The organism is Pyxidicoccus caerfyrddinensis (assembly GCF_010894405.1).
Taxonomy (GTDB): domain Bacteria; phylum Myxococcota; class Myxococcia; order Myxococcales; family Myxococcaceae; genus Myxococcus; species Myxococcus caerfyrddinensis.
Map to the genome: position 1 here is coordinate 71526 of NZ_JAAIYA010000029.1, position 25627 is coordinate 97152.

Sequence of the window (25627 nt, forward strand, 5' to 3'; positions counted from 1 at the left end):
GCAGCCTCGTCATCGGAGTCCACCGACATGAGGCCCGGGGCCGTGACTCCACACCGGAGTCACGGCCCTTCGTGCTTCAGAGGCTCACGGCGAGTAGCGGCCCAGGAAGAGGTCCTTGCCGCCCGCGCTCGTCTGGCCGGGCAGGGTGCCCATGGTGCCGCCCACGAGGTACACGCCGTTGCCAGTCGTCGTCGCCGCGCCCAGCGCGACCTCGTCCGTGGCGGAGCCCAGGTGCTGCGTCCAGCCCCGGGTGCCGTCGCTGGCATACCGGGTGAGGTACGCGTCGAAGCCGCCCGCGTAACCCGGCGCCAGCGTGCCGGTGCTGGAGCCGGCCAGGTACACGGTGCCGCTGGAGTCGGTGGCAATGCCATAGCCGAACTCATCCGCGGCGGTGCCGAGCTGACGGGCCCACTGGCGGTCCCCCGCGCTCGTCCAGCGCGAGACGAAGGCATCCGAGCCACCCTGGTTGTCGAAGGCCAGCGCGCCCGTGGTGGAGCCGCCCACGACAATGGCGCCCGTGCCGTCCACCTCCACGTCCTGCGCGACGTCATTGCCAGCGCTGCCCCACTGGCGCACCCACGCCAGCGTGCCCGCCGCGCTGTACTTCGCGAGGAACACGTCCTGACCGCCGCTGCTCGCGGCCCCCTGCATGGAGCCGCTGGTGACGCCCGTCACGTAGACGTTGCCGCCGGAGTCCGCCGCCACGCCGTAGGCGAGGTCGTCCGAGGACGTGCCCAGCATGCGCACCCAGAGGAGGGCGCCCGCCGCGCTGTACTTCGCCACGAAGGCGTCCTTCAGCCCGGCGTTGGTGGCCTGGAGTGAGCCCGAGGTGTAGCCCGCGACGAAGAAGCTCGTGCCGTCGGTGGCCACCGCCCGCACCGAGTCCTCGGCGGACGTGCCCAGCATGCGCACCCACTCGCGCGTCCCCAGCGTGTTGTACTTCGCGACGAAGCCGTCGGAGGTGCCTCCGAGATACGCCTCATCCGCGAGGCCACTGCCCGCGTTGCCGCCCATGACGACGGCCGCGGAGGTGGCTGCAGCGCCGTAGGCGTGGTCATCACCCGCGGCGCCCAGTTGCCGGCCCCAGTCCCGGCTGCCCGAGGCGCTGTAGTGCCGCAGCACCGCGTCGCGGCCACCCTGGTTGTCGTAGTCGAACGCGCCCAGTGAGTAGCCCACCACGTAGGCGCCGCCGTTCGGGTCCGCCGTCACCGCATAGCCGTACTCGTCAGAGGACGTGCCGGTCTGCTGCTGCCACAGCAGGTCGCCGCCCGTGGGAGGCGGAGTCGTCGTCGTGCAGCGCTCCAGCGCGCCCTTGTCCGGCCCGCTGCCGCAGAAGGTGGCGCCCGTGTTGTTCAGCGCGCTGTCCACCGCGGGAGACGTCGACTGGAGCGTCAGATCTCCAGCGGACTCCTGCGTGAAGGCCGCCGCCGCCGCCGAGCTGGTCGGGTCTCTCAGCGTCAGTCCGCCGATGCCGCACGCACTGCTACGCCAGCCACTCAGGTCCTTTTCTCCCTGGGAGAAGTCGCAGGTGAGGTGCGCAGCGGAGCCGTCCGTATGGGAGTAGAGGTTCCCGTCGGACTCGAAGTCCAGCAGGTAGTGGCCGTCCGTCACCAACCAGCGCGAGCCGGCCGCGGACAGCGAGATGACGTTGTTCCAGAAGTCCATGTTGCGCACCGTCCACCCCGCGCCGGAGACGACGACGCCCATGCGGCCCGCCTGGGAGATGGTGTTGTGGAAGAAGTCGCCGCCATCGAGCTTCTGGACGTACATCGCGGTGCCGGAGGTGCTGTTGTTGCCGCAGCCCTTTTCGCCCCAGTACAGGTGGTGGAAGCGGGTGCGGGCGACGACGATGTTGGCCACCGGGTCCGTGGCGCTGTTGCCCACGCCCAGGCCCATGCAGGCGTCGGAGATTTCGGAGTCCTCCACACGGATGCCCTGGGCGCTGAAGTGGAAGATGGCGGTGCCTCCGCCACGGAGCGTGCCGCTGCTGTCCTTCGCGGCGCGGAAGCCGTGGTAGCGCTCGCGGCGCAGCGTGATGAAGTCGCAATCCTTGATGTCCGCGGCCTCCTCCACGACGCCCTGGTTGGCCGGGCTGGTGAACATGTCGTTGTCCTCTAGCGTGATGTCCGCGGGCCGCGCTCCGGGCGTGTAGCCATAGAGCGGGCCGGCGCACTGGAGCCCATCGCCGGTGTTGTCGTGGATGGTGTTGCCCTTCACCAGCACCGAGTGCGAGTCGGACAGGACGACGATGGCGTGGCCGTCATCGCGCTCGCGGCAGTAGCGGCGCAGGACGTTGGATGCGTCGTACTCCGGCTTGCAGAAGCTGCCGGCGGAGCAGTCCGCGTGCGTGGTGCAGGCAACGCCCCGGGCGCTGCCCGCGGTGTGCTCGAAGGTGTTGCGAAGCTCGTTGTCCTGGATGAGGACGTACTGGGCCTGCACGTTGAGCGCATCCAGCGAGGCGTCACGCACCAGGCTGTTGCGCAGCGTCAGGTGGTCCGAGCGGAAGAGCACCGCGTGCGTCCGCGCATAGCGGCCATCCAGTTCCAGCCCGTCGATAATCCAGTACCGCCTGTTGAGACGGAAGATGGGCACGCTGCCGTTGCTCTTGAGCACCGGCTTCGCCTCGCCGGGCGCGCCGCGCACGGTGATGGGCGCGGCGGCCGTGCCGTCGAGGGCCGAAGCGGAGGCCAGGTCCACCTGCACCGCGTCGTAGATGCCCGCGTGGACGTACACGGTGGAGCCGGCAGGCAGGCCGCGCACCGCTCGCACCACCGAGCGCCAGGGCCTGGCCGCACTGCCGTCACCCGTGGAGTCGCTGCCTGCAAGGCTGACGTGGACCACCTTGTCGGCGGGCGACACGTAGCTGGCATAGGCGTTCTGTGACTGCACGGTGGCCGCACTGCGACGGTCCCCGGCCACGATGTCCTTGCTCACGGCAGCGGAGGCCTGGGTGGCAAGCGTCAGCACCGCGAGCGCGAAACTCCGCGCCACATTCCCACGCATTCGGAACTCCCGTTCGTTTTGTTAACTGGAGGATGAAGCGCGGCCAGGGTGGCACTGACCCACCTGGAAATTCCATGTAGGGACCGGCGAGGCAGGGAAGCGTTCGATTGCCCGGGCGAGGGATGAGCGACCAGCATGAACGCGGAGATGATTCGCGAGCCCGAGGCGGTCGCCGCCGTCACGTGGATGCAGCGCGTGCTTCGTCCTTGTGCGCCTACCGCAGGAGCCCTCCGCGAGTTCGCGCGGGCGCGGCACGGGCCTCTACAGCACCTGCGAGGACCACCGCGCCGACCTGCGCCACCGCAGCCGCGGCTGCTGGGAGGGGCGAGCCGCCCTGCTGAGCGACGCGGTGCTCATCTCCGTTCAGGGCACGGGATCAGGGAGGATTGTCCGCCGTCGGGGCGCGTGGCATGCGGACGGGGTTGCGCCGCAGGGCTTCCCGGAACTGGCCTTCGCGTGCCACCACGCACACCGTGAAGCCCTCCAGCTCGCCGCAGGTGACGCGTTCACCCTGGCGCTGGAACAGCTCCAGCCTCGGCGGGTCGACCACGTAGAGGGTGTCCTCCGCGAGCCGTCCGTGCTCGACGTCTGCTTTCAGGGACGCGCACACCGCCGCGACGTGATTCTCGTTGATGCGCGCGGCATAGCCGCTGTTCGTGCTCATCCCCTTGCGGTACGCGAGGTCTCCCAGTCGCACATAGGCATCCTGCGCGAAGGTGCTCTCGACGCAGGGCTCTGCCGAGCCATGGATGGAGGGCGGGAAGAGGACGACGTGCCGGTAGAAGATGTCCACGCCTTCCCACTCCGGCGCCCGGAGCCTGGGCCAGGGCGCCGTGCGGAACCGGTTTCTCGCCCAGAGTCTCTCCGTGTCCACGACCTGGAGCACCACGGCGCCGAGCATCAACCCGGTGGCGAGGGCTGGATGTCGCCGCCAGCGCCACGTCGCGAGCGCGAGGATGCCCGTGAGCACGAGGTAGTGCAGGGGCCAGATGAAGCGCCCTGACGCACGGAATATGCCGAGCACGGGCATCAACGGCTCCGCGAGCCTGCGCATCGTCAGGACCGTGATGCCTCCCGCAGTCATCGTCGTCGAGAAGGCGAGGAGGGTCAGCAGCATGACCATGACCAGCAGCGGCAGGCGGGCTCTCGCGCCAGCCCGAGCCTGGGGCCACCACGTGGAGGGGCTGCCTGACAGCGCGACGATGGCGAGCGCGAGGGCGCCCGTCCCGAGATAGCCGAAGCCCTCGTACTGCTCCACCCTGGCGGGGGGCAACGGCAGCATGTGCGACCAGTCCATGGGGTTGATGAGCGCCAGCATGTCCGCGCTGAAGATGCCGAAGCCGCTCGCCCCGGAGCTCACGTCCTGGCCCATGTAGCCGAAGGCGAGGAAGAGCACTCCGACCACCGCGCTTGCTCCCACGAACGCGGCGCCCGCTTCGCGCCAGCTCAACAGTTGTTCCGGCCACACCGTGGAGAAGAGCAGCGCCAGCGACAGGGCGAAGACCATCACCTCCAGGTACGGATGTGTCCCCGCGGCGAACACGTTGAGCAGCAGCGCCCACCCCAGCGTGCGCCACGCGGCCCGGGCATCCGAGCGCGGTCGCAGGTACAGATAGAGCAGGGCGGTGAGCAGCCAATGGGCGCTGAGGGTGTCATGCCCGAACCGGAAGACCAGCACGGGTGCCAGCACGAAGAGCGAGGCGCCCAGCAGCTGCTGCGATGCCCGGGGGGTGAACAGCGCCATCAGCTTGACGCCCATGAACCCCTGGAGCGCCAGGCACAGCGCGAGCCACGGTCCGATGAACTGGAAGTCCTGGGGCAGCCAGCGAGCGAAGGGCTTGAGGGCGAGGGATACCCAGGGATTCGAGTCGGAGAAGCCGATCGTCATCATGAGCGGACGCATCAGGTCCGGCGTCCGGCCCAGCGGGAAGCTCCACGGGGCGTCGCGGAAGAAGAGCCAGCCGAGGACATGCTGCGCGAAGTCTCCCCAGCCCAGCCAGTCCAGGTAGGTAGGGTCGAGCGCCGGCCCGCCACCCAGCGCGAGGAACCAGAGCAGTCCCAGCACCGCGCCCGCCCAGGGAAGGAAGCGTGCCTGACGGCGCGTGGCCTCGTCCGCGAGAGGAGAGGGCAGGCTCATGGCGAGCCTCCCTCGACAGTGGGCACGGGGCCGCGGAGGCAGGGCTGGGTCACCACCGACTGAAGCTCCTGGGCCGCCTCCGAAAACCGCTACGGGCGTAGGACGGCGGGGAACCCATACCCCGGGAGGTGGGTCGAGACCATCCCTCGATTCGGACGAGAGGCCAGGCCGACCACCCGCCGCGCCTGCCCGGTCGACTGGCTGGAGTTTCGCCATCTGCCGTTGGCGCGTAGGGGGTGGTCAGGGTCTTGCCGAGGGCGCGAAGCGCGAACCGCCAGGCCTCCGGCGAGCGGTAGACAGCGCCGTAGGTGCCCTGGCCGCGACGCTCCATCACGCGCCACGACCCGACCCTTCTACTTGCCGGTGAGCACTTCGGCGCGCGGCTTGCCCTCCGCCGACGCGGGCATGCCCATCTCCATCAGCGCCGCCAGCGTGGGCGCCACGTCGATGGGGTCCATCTCCTCCAGGTACACGCCCGGCTTGATGCCCTTGCCCGCGAACACCACGGGCACCTGCGAGTCATAGGCGTACGGCGTGCCGTGGCTCGTCCCCTCCGTGTCCGTGTAGAGCAGGGTGAAGGGCTTGAGCATGTACAGCACATCCCCGCCGCGCTCCGGGTAGTAGCCCTTGCGCAGCGGCGCGAGATGGCCCCCCACGTCCGGCGCGGTGAAGAGGTCATCCCGCGCCACCGCCGCCACCACCGCCGGCTGCTTCGCCAGCCACGCTGCCGCCGCGCGCCGCACCACCGCGCCATCCGTCTTGCCGCCCTCCAGCGACTTGCCGGAGAGGTACACGTCCAACTCCTCCAGCGTGGCCGTCACGTCGCCGCCGAACTGCTTGCGCAGCTCCTGCGTCAGCGCCTGGGCCAGCGTCGTCGGGTTGATTCGCTGCGCCGGCAGCCCCTGCGCCGCCCACTGCTCGGGCGCCGCCGCGCCGCCATGGTCCGCCGCCAGCGCGATGACCAGGTTGGCCCGGCCTCCCGCCGCGCGCTCGGCCGCGGTGATGAGGTCTCCCAGTGCCTTGTCGAGCCGCAGCACCGTGTCCTGCATCTCCCACGAGTACGGGCCGAACTCGTGGAACGTCAGGTCCGTGCCGCTGATGCTCACCGCGAGCAAATCTGGCACCTCGTCCTTGCCCAGCCCCTCGCCGGCAATCGCCGCCTTCGCCGCCTCCACCAGCACGTCATGCGAGTCGGGAGACACGCCGAACGCCCGGTAGAACGTCAGCCCCGGCGACGGCAGCCCTCCGTCCAACGGATGCGGGAAGGTGCGGCCCAGGCCATATGCGTTCGCTTCGAAGGGGCGGTCGTCCTCGCCCACGTACTCCGCGCGCGGCCGCGACAGCTCCCACTTCTTCCCGAAGTACGACTCCGGCAGCTTCCGCGCGTTGAGCTCCTTCACCCACGCGGGGAACTCCTTCGTGTACCAGGTGCCCGTGACGAACTTCCCCACGCCGTCGTCGAACCACCACGCCTGGCCCAGGCGCCCTGCCATGGCGATGGCCGCGCGGGACTTGAGCGACACCGCCACCGCCTTGCCGCGCTCCTGCGTCGCCACCCGGAGCCGGTCCGCCAGCGTCTCCACCATGAGATTCGCCGGGCTCGCGTCCTGCCCCGGGGAGAGCGGCACCTCCAGCACCGGGTGCGCCGGGTCCTCGAAGGAGTTCACCGGCTTGCCCGTGGCGCGGTCCACCCAGCGGTTGTCGATGATGCCGTGACGCCAGGGGTTGGCCCCCGTGGAGAGGGTGGTGTGGCCGGGCGCGGTGCGACACTCCGCGTAGCCGTAGCGCGCGTACGGGTAGAAGGCGCCTGCGTTGAGCAATTGCCCCAGGCCCCCCTGGAGACGTGGCCGGTTGCGCAGCAGCACGTCGCTGCCGAGCGCGTCCACGGTGATGAACAGCGTGAGCCGCGGCGGACGGGCCGAGGCGGGCAGGGCGGCCAGGGCCGTCATCAACAGGAGTGCTCGAATCATACGTATTAGAAGCTGCCCTGGTGCGGTGGTGGGAAGCAACCAACATCCCGCGCGACTGCTTGGACGCCGAACACCGCCCTGTTACGGTCGCCGCTTCATGGTCGAGGCCCGGCTTCGCGTCATCTACGGCGACACCGATCAGATGGGTGTCGTCTACTACGCGAACTATTTCCGCTACTTCGAGTTCGCCCGCAGCGAGTACTTCCGTGCGAAGGGCGGCAGCTATTCCGAGCTGGAGCGCTCCGGCACGCAGTTGCCCGTCGCGGAGGCGAGCTGCCAGTACCGCGCCCCCGCCCGTTACGAGGACCTGATTGTCATCCGCGTCACGGTGAGCGAGTTGCGCCGCGCGTCCATCGTGTTCACCTACGAGCTTTTCCGCGACGGCGAGCCACGCACGCTGCTGTGCACTGGCCGTACCCTGCATGCCTGCGTGGGGCGAGACGGCAAGCCGGTGCGGATGCCGGAAGCCATCGTCCGACTGCTGAAACCCTCGGAGCCCGAGCCGGGCTCCTCCACTTCCACCTGAACCCTTCAGGGACACTCAAGGAGCACACACATGGATCGCAACCTGGCAATGGAGGTCGTGCGCGTCACCGAGATGGCGGCCATCGCCTCCGCGCGACTGATGGGCCGCGGCAACAAGAACGAGTCCGACCAGGCCGCCGTGGACGCCATGCGCAAGGCCTTCGACGCGCTGCAGATCGACGGCACCGTCGTCATCGGCGAGGGCGAGCGCGACGAGGCGCCCATGCTCTACATCGGCGAGAAGGTGGGCAAGCGCGGCGAGGGCGCTCCCGAGGTGGACATCGCCCTGGACCCGCTCGAGGGCACCAACCTGTGCGCCTACGGCCGCCCGGGCTCCATCTCCGTGGTCGCCATGGCCGGCAAGGGCGGTCTGCTCAACGCGCCCGACACGTACATGGAGAAGATCGCGGTGGGCCCCCGCGCCCGCGGCTCCATCGACCTGCGCAAGTCCCCCACGGAGAACCTCCGCAACATCGCGGAGAAGATGAAGGTCTACGTCGAGGACCTCACCGTCGTGGTGCTGGACCGCGAGCGGCACGCCGACCTCATCAAGGAGGTCCGCGCCGCGGGCGCCCGCATCCGCCTCATCGAGGACGGTGACGTGGCCGGCGCCATCGCCACCTGCTTCGACAACACCGGCGTGGAGGTGCTGATGGGCATCGGCGGCGCTCCCGAGGGCGTCATTGCCGCGGCCGCCATCCGCGCCACCGGTGGCGACATGCAGGGCCGCCTCGTCCCCCGCAACCAGGAGGAAATCGAGCGCGCGAAGAAGATGGGCATCAGCGACATGTCCAAGATCTACACGGCCGAGGAGCTGGCGAAGGGCGAGGTGATGTTCGCCGCCTCCGGCGTCACCACCGGTGACTTCCTCAAGGGCGTGCGCTTCTTCGGCGGCGGCTGCGAGACGCACTCGGTGGTCATGCGCAGCAAGACGGGCACCGTTCGCTTCATCCAGTCCGTGCACAAGTTCGACAAGAAGCCGGGGTACGCTTTCTAGGCCGTTCCCTCACGCCGCTTCCCGGAGACGGAGTCACCCATGCCTGGCGCCACGCGGACCATCGTCATCAACGCTCCCGTCGAGAAGGTCTTCGACGTCATCACCCAGTACGACCGCTACCCGGAGTTCCTGCCGGAGGTGAAGGAGGTCCGCGCCGCCAACCGGCAGGGCAACACGCTGGAGCTCCACTACAAGGTCGACGTGGTGAAGACGATTCGCTACTCCATCCGCGTCACCGAGGAGCGCCCCCGCCGCATGGCCTGGTCCTTCATCGAGGGTGAGATGATGAAGGACAACAAGGGCAGCTGGGTGCTGGAGCCCGAGGGCGAGGGCAAGACGCGCGCCACCTACAACGTGGAGATGGCCCTGGGCCTGCTGGTGCCCAAGGCCGTCGTCAACGCCCTGGTGGACACCTCGCTCCCCAAGATGCTGGAGGCCTTCAAGCGCCGCGCCGAGGGTGCCTGAGGACCCCTCCCAGGTCCCCAAAGACGTCTGACGCAAGCCGTCATGCCCGCCAGGAGCAGGCGGGCAGGCGGCCCCCGAGGGTGGGTGCCTTGCCGCCCCGAATGCTGCGGGTCTGCCCACGGGTTGGACCGCTTGCGGGCCAATTCGAGGGCATTAGAATGAACATCGTCCCAGGCGGTATTTCGGCCTCCCTGACATTTGCGCCACGGTTGCCCTGGCTTGGATGTCGGGTGGCGGACGAGCAACCGTGCGAGATGGCTGCAACGTACCCGTTGTGGAACCGGGGTTCTTAATTTGCATCTGAGATTGGTGGAAGTGGTATTGGGGCGGGACGGCGGGCGTACATCGGGGTACGTAGGCTGAGGGAGACGGAAGACCCATGCTCGACGCCTTCATCATCGAAGAAATCAAGCGACGTGAGCGCCGCCGGGAGGACCATGAGAGGCCGGTGGTGGAGCTGCCGCTGCCCGCTCCCGACGACCGCCCCCGGCGCCGCACGGAGACCGAGGACGAGAAGCCGCAGCGGGGCGTGGTAGTCATCGACCTGCTGTCCTGATTCCAACGCGCGGCCCGGCGGCCGCGACGTGTGTCACCGAGCCCGCGGTGGGAGTCCTCCCCAGAGGACAGCCCCCCGCGGGCTTCGCACATCCAGGGGCTGGGGAACTGGCGCCCGGCCCTTGCGGGCCCGGCCCCCTCACACCGCGGCGAGCGCCAGCAGGTGCCTCGGGTGGTACACGTCCCAGAGGGGGCCCTTCACGGTGGACAGCGCCTCCAGCACGCCCTTGCGCCAGTCGGCGGGGAGCGCCTCCTCGCCGTGGAAGGCGCCCACCAGCGCACCGGTAATCGCGGCGTGGGCCTCCGTGTCGCCCCCGCGGTGGACGACGTCCAGCAGCGCGGCCTCGGCGCTCGGGGCGTGGAGCAACTCCCAGAAGGCCAGCCGGAAGGCGACGCGCACGGCGTGCAGCGGCCGGTGCAGGTGCAATTCCGGGCCGTAGAGGCACGGGTCCTCCTGGCGGGCCAGCACCAGGTCCTCGCGGAGGAGGGCGGAGGCGTGTGTCACCTCCTGCACGTAGTCGCTGGCGGAGCGCCCGAGCGCGGCGCCGGCCACGAGCAGGCCGGACTCCGCGGCGACGAGGAGGTCCTCGGGCTTGAGCTCCGCGCCGCTGGTGACGGCGCGCGCCAGGGCGGCGTTGAAGGCGGCGCAGGCGAGCTGGCAGCGTGGGTCGAAGTGGGTGAGGGCGGAGTCCTCCAGCGAGGCCTGGGTGCGCGCGGCGGTGTCGCCCGCCAGGTACACGCCGAGGGGCGCGGTGCGTGCCAGGCTGCCCGCGCCCGCGGGCTGGCGGTAGGCGCGCAGCCACACGCGGCGGCCGGCGCCCAGCGGCAGGCCCTGCTGACATTCCTCCAGCACGTCCTTCATCGGCTCGCTGACGTCGAAGGTGTGGGGCTGCCAGGCGCGGTAGCGGCGGAGCGCGTCCGCGGCGTCATAGCGCCTCATGTCCCTGAGGCTGTGCCCGAGACAGGCCGCCAGCTGTACCTCTTCCGTCACCTGGCCCTTGCGCAGCTCGTGCGGCCCCCCACCCATCAGCTTGACGTAGGGGCCCTCGGCGGGTGTGGGGAAGGAGACCGCCATGAGGGGGCGGTGCGCGGTGGGCACGGAGAGGGCGTTGCCCACGGCCAGGCCCAGCAGCGCTCCCCGGCGTCGCTGGGCAAGGAGGGGATCAGGCCCCTTGGGGGCATTGCGGCGGTTGGGCGGCATTCGACGGGTGGACACTGTAGCAGTGACGGATGCGAGCATGCTTGCCCGCTCGGGAGCCCTCTTCTAGAAACGCCCGCCTATGACCGAGATTGCTCAGATTCTTGCGCGTGAAGTGCTCGACTCCCGTGGCAACCCCACCGTGGAGGCCGAGGTCCACCTGACGGGCGGCTCGCGCGGCCGCGCGGCGGTGCCCTCCGGGGCATCCACCGGCGAGCACGAAGCCATTGAACTGCGTGACGGCGACAAGGGCCGCTACCTGGGCAAGGGCGTGCGCAAGGCCGTGAAGAACGTCATGGACGTGCTGGCCCCGGCCCTGGTGGGCATGGACGCGGCGGACCAGTTCGCCGTGGACGAGAAGATGCTGGAGCTGGACGGCACGCCCACCAAGGGCAAGCTGGGCGCCAACGCCATCCTCGCGGTGTCCATGGCCTGCGCCCGCGCCGCGGCGGACGCGCACGGCATGCCGCTGTACCGGTACGTGGGCGGCGCGCAGGCCCGCACCCTGCCGGTGCCGCTGATGAACATCCTCAACGGCGGCGCGCACGCGGACACCCGCGTGGACGTGCAGGAGTTCATGGTGGTGCCCGCGGGCGCCACGACGTTCGCGGAAGGGCTGCGCTGGGGCGCGGAGGTGTTCCACGCGCTGAAGAAGATTCTCAAGGGCCGCAAGCTGGCCACCGGCGTGGGCGACGAGGGCGGCTATGCCCCGGACCTGCCGGCCAACGAGGAGGCCCTCAAGCTCATCATGGAGGCCATCGACGCCGCGGGCTTCAAGGCGGGCGAGCAGCTGTTCCTCGCGCTGGACGTGGCGGCCAGCGAGTTCTTCGACAAGGGCTCGAAGAAGTACAAGCTCAAGGGCGAGGGCAAGGAGTTCGACTCGTCCGGGATGCTCGACTACTACCGCGGCCTGTCCGAGCGCTACCCCATCATCTCCATCGAAGACGGCATGGCGGAGGATGACTGGGACGGCTGGAAGAAGCTCACCGACGCGCTGGGCCACAAGCTGCAGCTGGTGGGCGACGACCTCTTCGTCACCAACGTGGAGCGGCTGGGGCGTGGCATCGAGACCGGCGTGGCCAACTCCATCCTGGTGAAGGTGAACCAGATTGGCTCGCTGACGGAGACGTTCGACGCCGTGCGCATGGCGCACAAGGCGGGCTACACGTCGGTGATGAGCCACCGCTCCGGCGAGACGGAGGACACCACCATCGCCGACCTGGCCGTGGCGCTGGACTGCGGGCAGATCAAGACGGGCTCGGCGTCGCGCTCGGACCGCATCGCCAAGTACAACCAGCTCTTGCGCATCGAGCAGGAGCTGGGTGCGTCCGCCCGCTACGCCGGCCGCTCGGTGTTCCGCTCCCTGGCACAGAAGAAGTGAGCCCGTGAGCGACAAGCAACCGCGCATCCTCGTCTCCAACGACGACGGCTACTTCTCCGAGGGCCTCAAGGCCCTCGTGGACGCCGTGACACCGCTGGGCGAGGTGTGGGTGGTGGCGCCCGACCGCGAGCAGAGCGCCGCCTCGCACGCCATCTCCCTGCACCGGCCGCTGCGCATCAAGGAGGTGCGCGAGCGGTGGTTCGCCATCGACGGCACCCCGGCGGACAGCGCTTATCTGGCGATCAACCACCTCCTGAAGGATGATCGCCCGGCTCTCATGGTTTCCGGCATCAACCACGGCGCGAATCTGGCCGAAGACGTCATGTACTCCGGCACGGTGGCGGCGGCGATGGAAGGGGCCATCCTCGGGGTGCCCGCCATCGCCTTCAGCCTCGTGGCCCGGGGGCAGTTCGACTTCGGTCCGGCGGCCCGCTTCGCCCGCTCGCTGGTGGCGAGCGCGCTCGCGCGTCCGCTGCCGCCGAGAATGCTCCTCAACGTGAACATCCCCGGAGGCGTGGAGCCGGACGGGTATGTCGTCACGCGTCAGGGCCGGCACACCTACGGGTACGAGGTGGTGGAGAAGGTGGACCCTCGTGGCCGCAAGTACTACTGGATTGGCGGCAGCGAGTACCAGCACGAGGACATCCCGGGCAGTGACTGCAATGCGGTGCACCTGGACCGGCGCATCTCCGTGACGCCGCTGCACTTCGAGCTGACGGACCACGGGCGCATGGCGGACCTGGCGGGGTGGCGGCTCGAGGGCTTCGACCGGCACGAACCGGATGGTGCCTAGCGTTGAAGTCCACCGTGTCCAGCCGAGCGGGTGGGGCGCTCCGGGTGTTCCTCGTGGCCGTGCTGTTCGCCGGCTGCGCGGGAACCCGGGCGGCCGCACCCGGTCCGGACACGGCGTGGGCCCCGGCGGATGACGTGAAGGGCGCGGCGCCCGCCGGGTCGTCCTCGGGGACGGTGTCCACGGGGAAGGGTGGCGCGTTTCCGTTCGCCCTGAGGTCCGCGCACGCGGAGCCGGAGCTGGTGTCCGTGCGCCACCGCGTGGCGGCGGGCGAGACGATGTACCGCATCGCGAAGACGTACGGCCTCACGGTGGAGGAATTGGGGTCGGCCAACGGCATCAAGGCGCCGTGGACGCTCGCGGTGGGGCAGGAGTTGACCGTTCCCGGGGTGGAGCGGAGTGCCCCGGCGGAGGCGCACGAGGCGCTGGCCGAGGCGGACTCGGAGCCGGTGCGGACGTCCTCGGAAGGCGGGCCCCGGCGCAGTGTGCCGGTGGTGGCGCGCCGCGAGGAGCCGCCGTCGCGGCCGGCGTCGCGTCCGGGCGTGGGCTCGCGGCCGCGTCTGGCCACGCAGGGCATGTTGGACTGGCCGCTGAAGGGCGTGCTGTACGGGCGCTTCGGGAAGAAGGGCAAGGAGCCGCACGACGGCATCGACCTGGCCGCGCCCGCGGGGAGCCCTGTGAAGACCGCGCAGGAGGGCACGGTGCTCTACGCGGGCGAGCAGCGCGGCTACGGCAACATCGTCATCGTCGAGCACTCGAACCGGCTGATTACGCTGTACGCGCACAACCGTGACTTGCGCGTGCGCACGGGGCAGCGGGTGCTTCCGGGGCAGGTGATTGCCACGGTGGGCGAGTCCGGGAAGACGTCCGGGCCGCACTTGCACTTCGAGGTCCGCCTCGACGGCAAGCCGATGGACCCGCTCGACTACCTCGGCCCCATGCCGTCCTCCTGAGGCCAGGAAATGGAGCTCACGTGAGGAGATGGGCACTGCTGACCATGCTGGCGCTCTGCACGGCTTGTGGCCACGCGCAGCGTCCGGTGCATGCGCGGACCTATGTCATCTCCGAGGATGCACAGGGAGTCGGCGGCTCTGGCGCTCGGGATTGCCATCAAGAGCAGATCCAGTGTTTCGACAAGTGCTGGAACTCGACTCCGCCGTATCCCCATCGGAAGGGAGATGGGTGGCACCACGCCTATTGCACCCGGACCTGCCGGGAGGATTACGTGAAGTGCGTCCAGGAGCAGGAGGAAGCGGAGCGGAACAGGCCTCGTCACACCCTGGAGTTCCCGGATGTAGACAGGGCGCTCTCGTGGTTGGGGGAGCACAAGGCCGAAGTCGCAGTCGGCACTGTCGTCATCGTTGCGGGTGTCGCCTTCATCGTGGCTACAGGAGGCAGCGGTGCGCTGCTCCTGGTGCCGCTTGCGCTGTGACAGGTGGGAAGATGGCCTACGACCCGGACTTCGATGTGGATGCCATCATCCGCATCATCGGCACCATCAATGAGAAGTACCCGGAGGGCTCTCCGGAGGACGAGGCCCTCCACATCGCAGCCGGGGCGCTCGTCTATCTTCGGGAGAACCAGAAGCTGGATGAGTACCGAGCGTACTTCCGGAAGTACTTCGCTCCCGCTACCAGCGCGGCACTCGTCGCTCAGTCGTTCACGTCCCGGGCAGAGGCCGACGCCTGGCTTGCGAGCGGAGTTGCTCCGGACGGCGCGCTCGTGAGCATCGCGGGTGAGGGCTTCACCGTCGTGAGACTGCCCAACCGGTGGGAGTTTCTTCGAACCCCGCTCCCCGAAGAACTGCCCCCACCTGAATAGCGTGGAGTGGGGCGCGTGGGCGTGCGGACGGCAGCCAGCCTGCCCAGCGATTCTCGGGTACCGGCTGTCGCCCGCCACCTCCCTCTCCGTGGGAGGCCCGGGTAGGGGTAGAGTCTCGCGCCGTGCCGCGCTCCCTCCCGCTGCTTGTCTCCCTCGCCTTCCTCCTGACCACGGTCGCTCGTGCGCAGACTCCGTCCGCCGAGAGCAGTGCCGCGCCCGCGCCCGCCAGCGAGGCCCCGGCCCCCGCTCCCGCGCCGAAGCCCGAAGAGGAAGCCCTCGTCGTCGCGGTGCTGACGCTCGAGTCCAACGAGTCCGCCCGTGACTCCGCGCCCGGCGTCACCTCCCTCATCGCCTCGCGCCTCGCCGAGTCCCCGCGCCTGCGCGTCCTCTCCCAGCGCGACATCGAGACCGTGCTCGACGCCGAGCGCCAGCGGCAGCTCCTCGGCATCAAGTCCTGCGACCGTGGCGCGTGCCTCCAGGAGCTGTCCACCATCACCGGCGCCCGCTACATCATCACCGGCCGCCTGGACCGCTTCGGCGACCAGTACCTCCTCACCGCCAGCCTCGTGGACACCATCGGCGGACGCAGCCTCGCCAAGCCCCGCGCCGAGGCCCCCGAGGCCGACACCCTCCTGCGCACCGCCGAGGCCGTCGCCGACGAGCTGCTCGCCGCGCTCGTCACTCCGGAGGCCACAGCCTCGGGCCGCCCCCTTCTGGGCGGCCCCAGGACGGGCGGCGGCGGCTTCGTGCTCGGCCTGCGCATCAACAACAACTTCATCGACAACCTCGCCACCCTCAACCCCGGCGGCGACCTGGAAATCGGCTACTGGTTCCACCCCGAGTGGGTCGGCTTCGCGCAGATTGGCTTCACCTACGTGCGCTCCAACACCGAGGGCGCCAAGGGCGGACTCAACGTCCTCCCCAGCCTCGTGGGCCTCCGCCACTACCACAACGTGGCGAAGCCCCTCCGCCCCTACTGGGGCTTCGGCCTGGGTGTGCAGCTGTCCTTCGGCGACTTCGGAATCTTCCAGTCCACCGGCCCTCTGCCCACCGTCGTCGGCTTCGGGGGCCTCGAGTACCTCATCGCCGGCCACGTGGGCGTCCAGCTCGAGGTCGGCACCAACGTCGCGCAGGCGGTGATGGGCCTCGCCGAGTCCAAGCTCGGTGACGGCCTCAACCTGGACCTCAACGCGGGCATCGCCTACCACTTCTGAGAGTCGGAGCCTCCATGTCCCCGCGCCTGCGCGTCCTGCCCCTGCTCGTCCTGCTCGCCGCCGCCGCGTGTGACGAAGGCCCTCCGCGCGTCAACCCCAAGGACCACGCCGAGGGGCTCTACCTCAAGGGCACCGCCGAGTACCTCCAGGGACAGTTCGAGGCCTCCCTCGCCTCCTTCGAGGCGATGAAGCAAATCCTCCCGAACGATCCGCGCCTGCCCGCCGCACGGGGCGAGGTCTACCTCTCCATGGGGCGCATCAACGAGGCCTCCGCCGAGTTCGAGGCGGCCATCAAGCTCGACCCCAAGCGCTCCACCAACTGGAGCCGCCTGGGCTTCATCCAGGCTCAGCTCGGCAAGGTGCCCGAGGCCCAGAGCTCCCTGCGCAAGGCCATCGCCCTCTACCCGAACGACTACAACGCGCTCGAGTCCCTCGGCGAGCTGCACCTCAAGCAGGGCGAGAAGGACGAGGCCGTGCGCCACTTCACCCTCGCCGCCAACGCCGCGTCCGGTGAGATGAAGTCCCTGCTCATGATGCGCGCGCTGGACGTGCTCATGCAGCAGGGGAAGAACGACGAGGTGCTGGCGCTCGCGAACCGCGCGGTGGGCGAGGGCGTGCGCACGACCGAGGTGCTGTCCACGCTGGGCGATGCGCTCGTCCGCGCCGGCAAGCTCCCCGAGGCCGCCTCGGCCTACAAGGACGCCGCGAGCCGCTCGCGCACGGACCCGACGCTCTGGGAGCTCGTGGGGGAAATCCACATGCGGCTGGACAAGCCCGGTGACGCCATCGCCGCGTACAAGGAGTCGCTCAAAATCAAGAACCGCGCCGTCGTGCATGTGGCGCTCGCGCGCATCCACCTCGCCATGCAGGACCGTGCGGGCGCGCTGGACGAGCTGAACGCGGCCCTGGAGTCCGTCTCCGGCAAGGACACCCGCGAGCTGCGCGAGCTGGCCGACCTGCTCGCGGAGCTGGACCGCAAGCCGGACGCACTGCGCATCCTCGCCAGCCTCAGCGCCGAGCAGGAGCACGTGAAGGACGCCGAGCTGCAGCTCACCACCGCCCGCCTCGCACGTGAGCTGAAGGACGCCGCCGTGCTCCAGGCCGCGTGCGCTCGCGCCACCTCGGCCGATGCCGGTGTGAAGAAGTGTCCGTGAGCCGCACGACACGCGGCGCCTGGCCCGGCTCGACGTTATTCGGACGGCCCGTGAAGTCCGTGCCCCAGGAGAACCACCCGTGAAGCCCTCGAATCTTCGGCGCGGCCTTGCCCGCGCGGCCCGATGGACGGGGGCGCTGGTGGCCCTCGTGCTGCTCGGCACCCTCGCCAGCGCCTGGACGGCCTTCGGTGGCCGTGCCGAGGGCGCGCGCCGTGAGCGGATGGAGCACTCCCCGCAGTGGCAGGACGGCCACTTCGAGAACCCGCAGCCGCTCTTCAACGACTTCGGGCGCTCCATCTCGGCCATGTTCAACGCGAGCCCCGTCGCGAGCCCCACCCAGCTGCCGCTCGCCACCGCCCCCGTCGACCCGCGCCTCTGGGAGACGCCCCCGGCCACGGGCCTGCGCGTCACCTGGTTCGGACACTCCTCGGCGCTCATCGAGGTGGACGGCGCCCGTGTGCTCACGGACCCCATCTGGAGCGACCGGGCCTCGCCGCTGACCTGGGTCGGGCCCAGTCGGTGGTACGCGCCGCCCGTCGCGCTGGAGGCACTGCCGAAAATCGACGCCGTGGTCATCTCCCATGACCACTACGACCACCTGGACCACCGCACCGTCGTGGCCATGAAGGACTGGGACACCACCTTCATCGTCCCGCTCGGCGTCGGCGCGCACCTCGAGTCCTGGGGCGTGCCGGTCGCGCGCATCGTCGAGCTGGACTGGTGGGAGCGCACGCAGGTGGCCGGCCTCGACATCGTCTGCACGCCGTCACGTCACGCCTCGGGGCGGACGGGCATCGACAAGGACGCCACTCTGTGGTCCGGCTTCGCGCTGCTAGGCCCGAAGCACCGCGCGTACTACTCGGGGGACACGGGGCTGTTCCCCGCGATGAAGGACATCGGCGCCCGCCTGGGGCCCTTCGACGTCACGCTCATCGAGGTGGGCCAGTACCACAGCGCCTGGCCGGACTGGCACATCGGCCCCGAGCAGGCGGTGCTCGCCCACCAGCAGCTGCGAGGGCGCGTGCTCCTGCCCGTGCACTGGGGGCTGTTCAGCCTCGCGCCCCACGGCTGGACGGAGCCGATGGAGCGCGTGCTCGCCGCCGCCGGGAAGTCCGGTCAGCGCGTGCTCGTTCCGAAGCCGGGGGAGAGCGTCGAGCCGGAGGCGTCTCCGGCCCTGGCGCCCTGGTGGCCCGCATTGCCGTGGCACACGGCCGACCAGGACCCCATCGTCTCCACGAAGCTGGACTGACGCCTAGACGCGCCCGCCCTGCAGCTTGCGGTACACGCCCACCACCTGGCCCAGAATCATCGTGGACCGGAAGTCCGCGCGGCTCACGTAGATGGGCTGCATGGTGGCGTTGGCCGGCTGGAAGCGGATGCGATCCCCTTCCGGGTAGTAGCGCTTCACCGTGGCCTCGTCCTCGATGAGGGCCACGACGATTTCGCCCGGCTGCGCCGACGGCGTCTTCTTCACGAAGAGGTAGTCGCCGTCGTGGATGCCGTCGTCAATCATCGACTGCCCCTTCACGCGCAGGGCGAAGACCTCGCGGCCATTCACACCCCCGAGCAGGAAGCTGTCGATCTTGACCGAGTCCTCCATGTGCTCCTGCGCGAGCAGGGGCGCGCCGGCGGCGACCTTGCCCAGCAGGGGCACCTCCACCATGCCGGCTTCCTTCTTCTGCCCCAGGCCGAGCGCCAGCCGCGCCCGCTTGGTGGGAACCAGCGAGCGGCTCTGCTGCTCGCCCCGGTTCAGGTAGCCCTTGCGCTCCAGTGCCTTGAGGTGGTCGTTCACTCCGTTGGTCGAGCGGATGTCCATCTGCTCGCCGATTTCGCGAATGGTCGGCGGGAAGCCCCGCGTCTCCGTCTCCTTGACGATGAAGCTGAGAATCTCGCGCTGGCGGTCCGTGAGCTCTTCCATGCGCTCCCTCCCTCGGCTGTCGTCCTTGCAGGGGCACGGACGTCCAGGCAACAGGCTTTCAGTATCCACTCTCCCTGAACATGCGTGTAGAGTCAATTCGTTCAGCGGCCCCCCGCGCACCCTCCGTGCGTGCTGAACGGTCGGGTTTCTCACAACTTGAGGCAGGACGGCGAACTCTGCGTACAATTCCGCCCGCTTTGTCCGAGCCCCGCCACACGCTCCTGTTCGTCGATGACGAGGCCGACGTCCTGGACATCCTCACGCGGATGTTCCAGCGCCGGTATCGCGTCCTGACCGCGTCCAACGGGACGGCGGCGCTCGAAATCCTCCGGCGCGAGACGGTGGACGTGCTCATCACGGACCAGCGCATGCCAGAGATGTCGGGCATCGAGCTGGTCGCAACGGTGCGCGCGGAGGGCTTCGATGTCACCGCGCTGCTGCTCACCGGGTACACGGACCCGGAGGACATCATCGCGGCCATCAACCGCGGCCAGGTGTACCGGTACATCACCAAGCCGTGGGACGTGAACGACCTGATCATCACCGTGAAGAACGCGGTGGAGTTCACGCAGCTGCGGCGCGACAAGGAGCGGCTCATCCGCCAGCTCCACCAGCGCGTGGAGGCCCTCTTCGTCCTCTACGAGGTGAGCCGCGCCTCCGCGAATGACCCGGCCAGCTACGACAACATCATCGACCGCGTGCTCATCGCCGTGGCGCGGGTGCTGCCGTACGACTGCGGCGCGGCGCTCATCGCCCCGGACTCGTCGGGCAGCGTCACGCTGCGGCTGCGCTGCCACGGCACGGTGGGCGAGGAGGCGCTGCTGGGTGTGAAGGAGTCCATGCTCGGCGCGTACCGCAAGAGCAGCGGCCTGCTGTTGCCGGAGGACCGCGTCATCACCCGCGTGGCCGGCACCACCACGAAGGACGCCGGGGCCACCACCGTCTACCCCAGCCAGCTCACCGTGAATCTGGTGGCCGGCGGGCGCCCGGTGGGCATGCTGTCGCTGTTCAGCCAGAAGCCGGACGCCTTCACCGAGGACGACGGCGTGCTGCTGGACGTGCTCGCCAACCAGACGGCGGACGCCATCCAGTCCCTGCGCTCGGCGGAGGAGGAAGCCCGCCACCGCATGGAGCGGATGGTGGAGTCCATGGCGGACGGCGTGGTCCTCACCGACGAGAAGAACGACATCGTGGTGATGAACCCCGCCGCGCGCCGCCTGCTCCAGGCGGAGGACGACACGGAGGCCCACACCACGCGGATGATGGAGGAGCGGCTGGGCTTCCAGCCCTTCCACCTGGTGCGCGGCTGGGAGTACAGCGGCAACCAGGTGCTGCGCGAAGAGGTGAAGCTCGACGACCGCCACGTGCAGGTCACTGTCACGCCGGTGAGCGACGCGCGCGGCACGCTGCGCGGCGTGTGCGTGGTGCTGCGCGACATCACCGAGCAGAAGAGCCTGGAGGAGCGCAAGGACGAGTTCGTCTCCATGGTGAGCCACGAGCTGCGCACGCCGCTCACGTCCATGTCCGGCGCGCTGGACCTGGTGCTCAACTTCATGGCCGGCGACATCAACGAGCGGCAGCGCCGCTACCTGTCGCTGGCGAAGGACTCCACCGAGAAGCTCAACTCCATCGTCGACGACCTGCTGGACTTGTCGAAGTTCGCCAAGGGTCGGCTGCGGATGAACTTCGAGGTGGCGTACCTCGACGAGGTGATTCAGCGGGTGGTGGAGAAGTACCAGCCGGCCTTCGGCGAGAAGCGCATCCTCGTGAAGTCGATTCTCCCGCGGCACCCGCTGCGGGCCATGGCCGACCCGAACCGCCTGAACCAGGTCCTCAACAACCTGCTCAACAACGCGGTGAAGTTCACCCCGGAGGGCGGCGACGTGCGGGTGGAATTGCACGCCACCTCCAGCCTGCCGGGCTACGTGGTGATTTCCTGCTGGAACAGCGGAGACCCCATCGCCGAGGAGAGCCTGGAGCGCATCTTCGACCGCTTCGAGCAGGCGCGCACCAAGGCCAACCGCACCGTGCGCGGCACCGGCCTGGGCCTGGCCATCTGCCGCAACATCGTGGAGGCCCACGGCGGCCGCATCTGGTGCGAGCCCTGTCCGGACGGCGTGCGCTTCATGGCAGTGCTGCCCACCGAGCCGCCGCCCGAGCTGCGGGGCGACGACGGGCCGGACAGCGTGCAGGTGCAGCCGCGCCGCAAGGAGAGCCGGGGCCGGGTGCTGGTCATCGAGGGCGAGCCCGAGGTGGGCTACATCGCCAAGGCCCTGATGATGGGGCGTGGCTACGACGTGCGGCTGGCCTTCAACGCCGAGGAGGGCCTGGCCTCCGCGCGCACCTACCACCCGGACATGCTGCTCGTCTCCGTGCGGCTGCCGGACGTGGACGGGCTGCGGCTGGCGGAGATCCTCCGGCATGACCCGGAGACGCGCCGCGCGCCGCTGCTGGTGACGTCCGCCTTCGACGAGCGGCAGCGCGCCTTCCGCGCCGGAGCGGACGCCTTCCTGGTGCGCCCGCTGGCGTCGGACAAGCTGCTGGCCACGGTGGACTCGCTGGTGCGCGGCCGCTCGGGCCCCGCCCACGGGCGCGTGCTGGTGGTGGACGACGACGCGAAGATTGCCGCCATCTGCCGCGAGGTGCTGGAGAACATCGGCTTCGACGTGGCCACCGCGGGCTCCATCGAAGAGGGACGCCGCTCCCTGCGCGAGCGCCGGCCGGACGTCGTCCTGCTGGACGTGACGCTGCCGGACGGAGACGGCTTCGTCTTCCTGGAGGAGATCAAGGCCGAGCGTGCCAGTGGCCATATCTCCGTCATCTTCATCTCCGCGCGCGCGGAGACGTCCTCCAAGGTGCGCGCCCTCAAGCTGGGTGGCGACGACTACCTCACCAAGCCCTTCGACGCGCTGGAGCTGGGTGCGCGCGTGGAGAGCGTGATGCGGCGCAAGGAGCAGGAGCTGTCCGCGTCGCCCACCACGCAGCTGCCGGGCTCCACCGCGATTGAGCGCGAGGTGCAGCGGCGCCTGGTGGCGCGGCGGCCGTTCGCCTTCTGCTACCTCGACCTGGACAACCTCAAGGCCTACAACGACTACTACGGCTTCGCGAAGGCGGACGGCGTCGTGCGCCAGACGGGCGACCTGATGCGCGAAATCTTCGCTCAGGAGGGCGCGCCCGGAGACTTCCTGGGCCACGTGGCCGGTGACGACTTCGTGTTCATCACCTCCACGGAGTCGGTGGACCGCATCTGCCAGAAGGCCATTGAGACCTTCGACAGAATCATTCCGCTCTACTACGACCGTCAGGACCGGGAACGCGGGCACATCGAGGCGGAGGACCGCTTCGGGGAGAAGCGGCACTTCCCCATCATGAGCGTGTCCGTGGTGGCGGTGATGACGGACGGCTCGCAGGACCACGCGGAGCTGGCGCGGCGCGCGGCGGACATGAAGAAGCGGGCCAAGGCGATTGCCGGCTCCGTCTTCCTGCGCAGCGACAGGGAGCGGGTGGTACGCTCCGTGGCCGGATGAGGCTCTACCAACAGCTCGTCCTCTTCATGCTGGCCGCGACGGTGCTTCCCCTCGCCGCGGTGGGCTTCCTGTTGCTTTCGCGCGCCGAGGCCGAGCTGGCCGCCCGCATCGACGCGGAGCAGCGCTCCCAGGCCAGCGCCACCGCGGAGGCCGTGGGCACCTCGCTGATGGAGGTGGTGGACGCGCTGGCCCGCTCGGCGGAGCTGTTCGACTGGCAGACCGCCACCGACGCGGAGACGGCGGGCGGGCTGCGCCTCTTGTACGGCCAGTCCCCGGCGGTGAGCGCGGTGCTGAAGCTGGACGCGCAGGGCCGGCCGGTGGGCACGCCCGTCTTCCGGGCGCAGGCGTTAGACGGACACCCCGCGTTCCAGGCCGACGGGCTGGAGCGGCTGGTGCACTCGGTGCCGGTGCAGCCGCTGCGCGGCGGCGGCAAGGGCCAGGCGGCGCTGGGCACCGCGTACGTCCATGGTGACGACGGGCGCGCGGCCGTGGCCGTGGTGGTGAAGCTGGCGGAAGGCGAGGGCGCGCCGTACGCGCTGGCGGAGGTGGTCTTCACCCCTCTGGAGACGGTGCTGCAACGCCGCGCGGCCGGAGGCCTGGGGCGCATCGACCTGGTGGACGAGGACCGGCGCGTGCTGGCCAGCTCCGAGCCGGCGCGGCGGATGACGGTGCTGGCGCCGGAGCTGACCGCACACCTCGTCACGCCCACCGCGCCGCTGCCGGACGCCGTGCGCAGCTTCCGCGTGGAGTCTCCCGCGCGCCGGGTGAGCGTGGCGCGCGTGCCGCAGGGCCTGCGCTTCGACGTGGTGGTGGAGGTGGACGAGGCCACCGCGCTGGCGCCGGTGAGCGCGATGCGGCGCACGGTGCTGCTGTCCATCGGCGCGACGTTCATCGTGCTGCTCGGGATAGGTGCGCTCTTCACCCGCCGCCTCAACCGCCGGCTCGCGGACGTGGTGGAGGGCGCCGAGGCCTACGGGCGCGGCGAGCTGGACAAGCGCGTGACGGTGCGCGGCCAGGACGAGCTGAGCGAGCTGGCCACGACGTTCAATCGCATGGGCGCCGAGCTGGAGTCGGCCCGCGCCCGGCTGATGCGGTGGAACGACGACTTGCGCACCCGCGTGGACGAGGCCACCACCGACTTGAAGGCCGCCCAGGCCCAGCTGCTGGAGGCGCAGAAGCTGGCCGCGGTGGGGCAGCTCGGCGCGGGCGTGGCGCATGAAATCAACAATCCGCTGGCCGGCATCCTCGGCAACGTGCAGCTGTTGATGCTGGACCGCGGCGCGTCCGACCCGGACCTGGGCACGCTCCAGAAAATCGAGCAGAGCGCCAAGCGCTGCAAGGAAATCACCCAGAACCTGCTGCGCTTCTCCCAGCAGCGCGAGCGCGCGGAGCTGCGGCCGGTGGACCTGAACGCCGTCGTGCGCGACGCGCTCAGCCTCACGGAGCACCAGACGCGCAGCGAGGGAATCACCCTCGTCACCGAGCTGAAGCAGGGGCTGGGCCGCGTGCGCGCGGACCCCGGACACCTGTCCCAGGTGGTGCTGGCGCTGCTGTCCAACGCGCGCACGGCGATGCTGAAGACGCCCGTCAAGCGGCTCACCCTGCGCACCGGGGAGCGCGACGGCCGGGCCTTCTTCGAGGTGGAGGACACGGGCAAGGGCATCTCCCCGGACATCCGCCCGCGCATCTTCGAGCCCTTCTTCACCACCAAGGACGTGTGGTCCAACGTGGGGTTGGGGCTGAGCGTGGTGTGGCGCGTGGTGACGGAGGCGCAGGGCACCATCGACGTGCGCTCGGAAGCAGGGCAGGGAGCCTGTTTCACGGTGACCGTGCCGAAGGCGTGAGGCCCCGCGGGGGCTGTGATAGCTAGCGAGGCTGCCCATGGCCCAACCCCGCCGCCAGACGTCGTTCCTCGTCGGCCTCGTGCTGATTCTCGCGGCGTTGCCGGTGGGGTGGTTCGTCTTCCTGCGCCAGCCGCCGCCTCCTCCTCCGCAGCCCGCGCCTCCGCCCGTCGCCGTCACGGCCCCGGCCCAGAAGAAGCCGCTGGAGCTGGAGTTTACCGAGGTGTCCGGCACCGTGGAGGTGCAGCACTCGGACGGCACCTGGCGCCCGGCGGCGGTGGGCACGGCCCTGCGCCGCAACGAGAAGGTGCGCACCCAGGACGGCTCGTACGCCATGCTCATCGGCGGCGAGGCCGTGGAAGTGCGCATGGACCCCGGCACCGAAATCTCCGTGGAGGCGCTGACGGAGTCGGTGTCCCGCATCCTCCTCGGCAAGGGCATGGCGACGGCCGTCGTCCGGCCCGGTCAGCGCCACACCTTCGAGGTGAAGGCGGCCAACGCGGACGCGGTGGCCACCCTCGAGCAGAGCGGTGCCTTCACCATGAGCAACAACGGCCAGGGCACCGTGGCGGTGGGCACGCGCGAGGGTGAGGTGACGCTGCTCGGGCAGGGCAAGGTCGTCATCGTCCGCGCGGGCCAGCAGGCCGTCATCCGCCCCGGCCAGGCGCCGTCCGAGCCCGCGACGGTGCCCAGCAGCCTCCTGCTCAAGGTGGACTGGCCGGTGGAGCGCACGCGGCGCGAGCGCGAGCTGCTCGTGCGCGGACAGACGGACCCCGGCAGCCGCGTGGAGGTGGACGGCGTCACGGTGACGCCGGACGCCCAGGGCCACTTCGAGCGCAAGGTGGCGCTGCGCGAAGGTCGCAACACCGTGGATGTCCGCGCCGTCGGAGTGGGGCGTATTGAACAAAGGGACAAGCAGGACGTGGTGGTCGACACCACGCCGCCCCCTTTGCAGACGGATCCGGACATCTGGAATCAAGCAAACAACGATTCCCAGTAGAGGACCGTGCGGGCAGACGGCCGATCGCCTTGACCCCTGGTGGAACGGCTCCCTAGACTCCTCCGCAGTCGTTCCTGTTCAAGGGCAATCCTGGACGAAAGTCCTGGTGCGCAAAGCCGCGGGGCCTGAAG

Annotated in this window: 20 protein-coding genes; 15 read left to right on the forward strand and 5 right to left on the reverse strand. The window is 69.9% G+C overall.

Translation table 11 applies throughout. From position 1 onward, the window contains the following. Positions 1 to 84 precede the first annotated feature (84 nt). The 3 genes from G4D86_RS43620 to G4D86_RS43630 form a co-directional block, all read right to left on the reverse strand. Positions 85 to 3003, reverse strand: a complete 2919-nt coding sequence (locus tag G4D86_RS43620; RefSeq protein ID WP_164000796.1) for an SBBP repeat-containing protein — start codon at positions 3001 to 3003, stop codon at positions 85 to 87. Positions 3004 to 3379: 376 nt separating this feature from the next. Then, positions 3380 to 5140 carry a DUF6311 domain-containing protein gene (locus G4D86_RS43625; protein WP_164000798.1) on the reverse strand — a complete coding sequence of 587 codons (1761 nt, stop codon included), beginning with the start codon at positions 5138 to 5140 and terminating at the stop codon, positions 3380 to 3382. 353 nt (positions 5141 to 5493) lie between these two features. Further along, entirely contained in the window at positions 5494 to 7110 is a 1617-nt protein-coding gene (locus G4D86_RS43630) for an alkaline phosphatase family protein (RefSeq protein WP_164000800.1), read from the reverse strand. Between the two features lie 97 nt (positions 7111 to 7207). On the opposite strand from G4D86_RS43630, the gene G4D86_RS43635 reads away from it, so the two are divergent. From G4D86_RS43635 to G4D86_RS52370, 4 genes are all read left to right on the forward strand, one after another. After that, entirely contained in the window at positions 7208 to 7636 is a 429-nt protein-coding gene (locus G4D86_RS43635; RefSeq protein ID WP_164000802.1) for an acyl-CoA thioesterase, read from the forward strand. A gap of 30 nt (positions 7637 to 7666) precedes the next feature. After that, on the forward strand, positions 7667 to 8632 hold the full coding sequence (glpX, locus tag G4D86_RS43640; RefSeq protein ID WP_164000804.1) for a class II fructose-bisphosphatase: 966 nt from the start codon (positions 7667 to 7669) through the stop codon (positions 8630 to 8632). A gap of 39 nt (positions 8633 to 8671) precedes the next feature. Then, positions 8672 to 9097 carry a type II toxin-antitoxin system RatA family toxin gene (locus G4D86_RS43645; protein WP_164000806.1) on the forward strand — a complete coding sequence of 142 codons (426 nt, stop codon included), beginning with the start codon at positions 8672 to 8674 and terminating at the stop codon, positions 9095 to 9097. 379 nt (positions 9098 to 9476) lie between these two features. Beyond that, positions 9477 to 9653: a hypothetical protein gene (locus tag G4D86_RS52370; protein ID WP_205520329.1), complete on the forward strand. Its 177-nt coding sequence runs from the start codon at positions 9477 to 9479 to the stop codon at positions 9651 to 9653. A 138-nt stretch (positions 9654 to 9791) separates the two neighbouring features. Here the strand turns inward: G4D86_RS52370 and G4D86_RS43650 are convergent, their stop codons facing one another. Further along, complete coding sequence (locus G4D86_RS43650) at positions 9792 to 10853, reverse strand: ADP-ribosylglycohydrolase family protein (protein WP_164000808.1); 1062 nt, start codon at positions 10851 to 10853, stop codon at positions 9792 to 9794. Positions 10854 to 10932: 79 nt separating this feature from the next. Between G4D86_RS43650 and eno the strand changes: the two genes are divergently transcribed. The 8 genes from eno to G4D86_RS43690 all read left to right on the forward strand — a co-directional run bounded on the left by eno (position 10933) and on the right by G4D86_RS43690 (position 18459). Then, positions 10933 to 12231: a phosphopyruvate hydratase gene (gene eno, locus G4D86_RS43655; RefSeq protein WP_164000810.1), complete on the forward strand. Its 1299-nt coding sequence runs from the start codon at positions 10933 to 10935 to the stop codon at positions 12229 to 12231. Between the two features lie 4 nt (positions 12232 to 12235). Beyond that, entirely contained in the window at positions 12236 to 13024 is a 789-nt protein-coding gene (surE, locus tag G4D86_RS43660; RefSeq protein WP_164000812.1) for a 5'/3'-nucleotidase SurE, read from the forward strand. A gap of 2 nt (positions 13025 to 13026) precedes the next feature. After that, on the forward strand, positions 13027 to 13974 hold the full coding sequence (locus G4D86_RS43665; RefSeq protein ID WP_164000814.1) for a M23 family metallopeptidase: 948 nt from the start codon (positions 13027 to 13029) through the stop codon (positions 13972 to 13974). 272 nt (positions 13975 to 14246) lie between these two features. After that, positions 14247 to 14453 carry a hypothetical protein gene (locus G4D86_RS43670; protein ID WP_164000753.1) on the forward strand — a complete coding sequence of 69 codons (207 nt, stop codon included), beginning with the start codon at positions 14247 to 14249 and terminating at the stop codon, positions 14451 to 14453. Positions 14454 to 14464: 11 nt separating this feature from the next. Beyond that, complete coding sequence (locus tag G4D86_RS43675; protein WP_164000816.1) at positions 14465 to 14842, forward strand: hypothetical protein; 378 nt, start codon at positions 14465 to 14467, stop codon at positions 14840 to 14842. 122 nt (positions 14843 to 14964) lie between these two features. Continuing rightward, a complete protein-coding gene (locus tag G4D86_RS43680) occupies positions 14965 to 16056 on the forward strand; it encodes a hypothetical protein (protein WP_164000818.1) in 1092 nt (363 codons plus the stop codon). Between the two features lie 14 nt (positions 16057 to 16070). Beyond that, entirely contained in the window at positions 16071 to 17210 is a 1140-nt protein-coding gene (locus G4D86_RS43685) for a tetratricopeptide repeat protein (protein WP_164000820.1), read from the forward strand. A gap of 79 nt (positions 17211 to 17289) precedes the next feature. Beyond that, positions 17290 to 18459 (forward strand): MBL fold metallo-hydrolase, encoded by a 1170-nt coding sequence (locus G4D86_RS43690; RefSeq protein ID WP_164000822.1) that lies wholly within the window; start codon positions 17290 to 17292, stop codon positions 18457 to 18459. A gap of 3 nt (positions 18460 to 18462) precedes the next feature. Here G4D86_RS43690 and lexA read toward each other — a convergent pair whose 3' ends face one another. Further along, complete coding sequence (lexA, locus tag G4D86_RS43695; RefSeq protein ID WP_164000824.1) at positions 18463 to 19128, reverse strand: transcriptional repressor LexA; 666 nt, start codon at positions 19126 to 19128, stop codon at positions 18463 to 18465. A 197-nt stretch (positions 19129 to 19325) separates the two neighbouring features. On the opposite strand from lexA, the gene G4D86_RS43700 reads away from it, so the two are divergent. From G4D86_RS43700 to G4D86_RS43710, 3 genes are read left to right on the forward strand one after another with little or no spacing between them, the layout of a single operon-like run. After that, a complete protein-coding gene (locus G4D86_RS43700; RefSeq protein ID WP_164000826.1) occupies positions 19326 to 22655 on the forward strand; it encodes a response regulator in 3330 nt (1109 codons plus the stop codon). Further along, positions 22652 to 24499 carry a sensor histidine kinase gene (locus G4D86_RS43705; RefSeq protein ID WP_164000828.1) on the forward strand — a complete coding sequence of 616 codons (1848 nt, stop codon included), beginning with the start codon at positions 22652 to 22654 and terminating at the stop codon, positions 24497 to 24499. Before G4D86_RS43700 ends, G4D86_RS43705 begins: the two co-directional genes overlap by 4 nt. A 37-nt stretch (positions 24500 to 24536) precedes the next feature. Beyond that, a complete protein-coding gene (locus tag G4D86_RS43710) occupies positions 24537 to 25496 on the forward strand; it encodes a FecR domain-containing protein (protein ID WP_240360815.1) in 960 nt (319 codons plus the stop codon). The last annotated feature ends 131 nt before the right edge of the window (positions 25497 to 25627 follow it).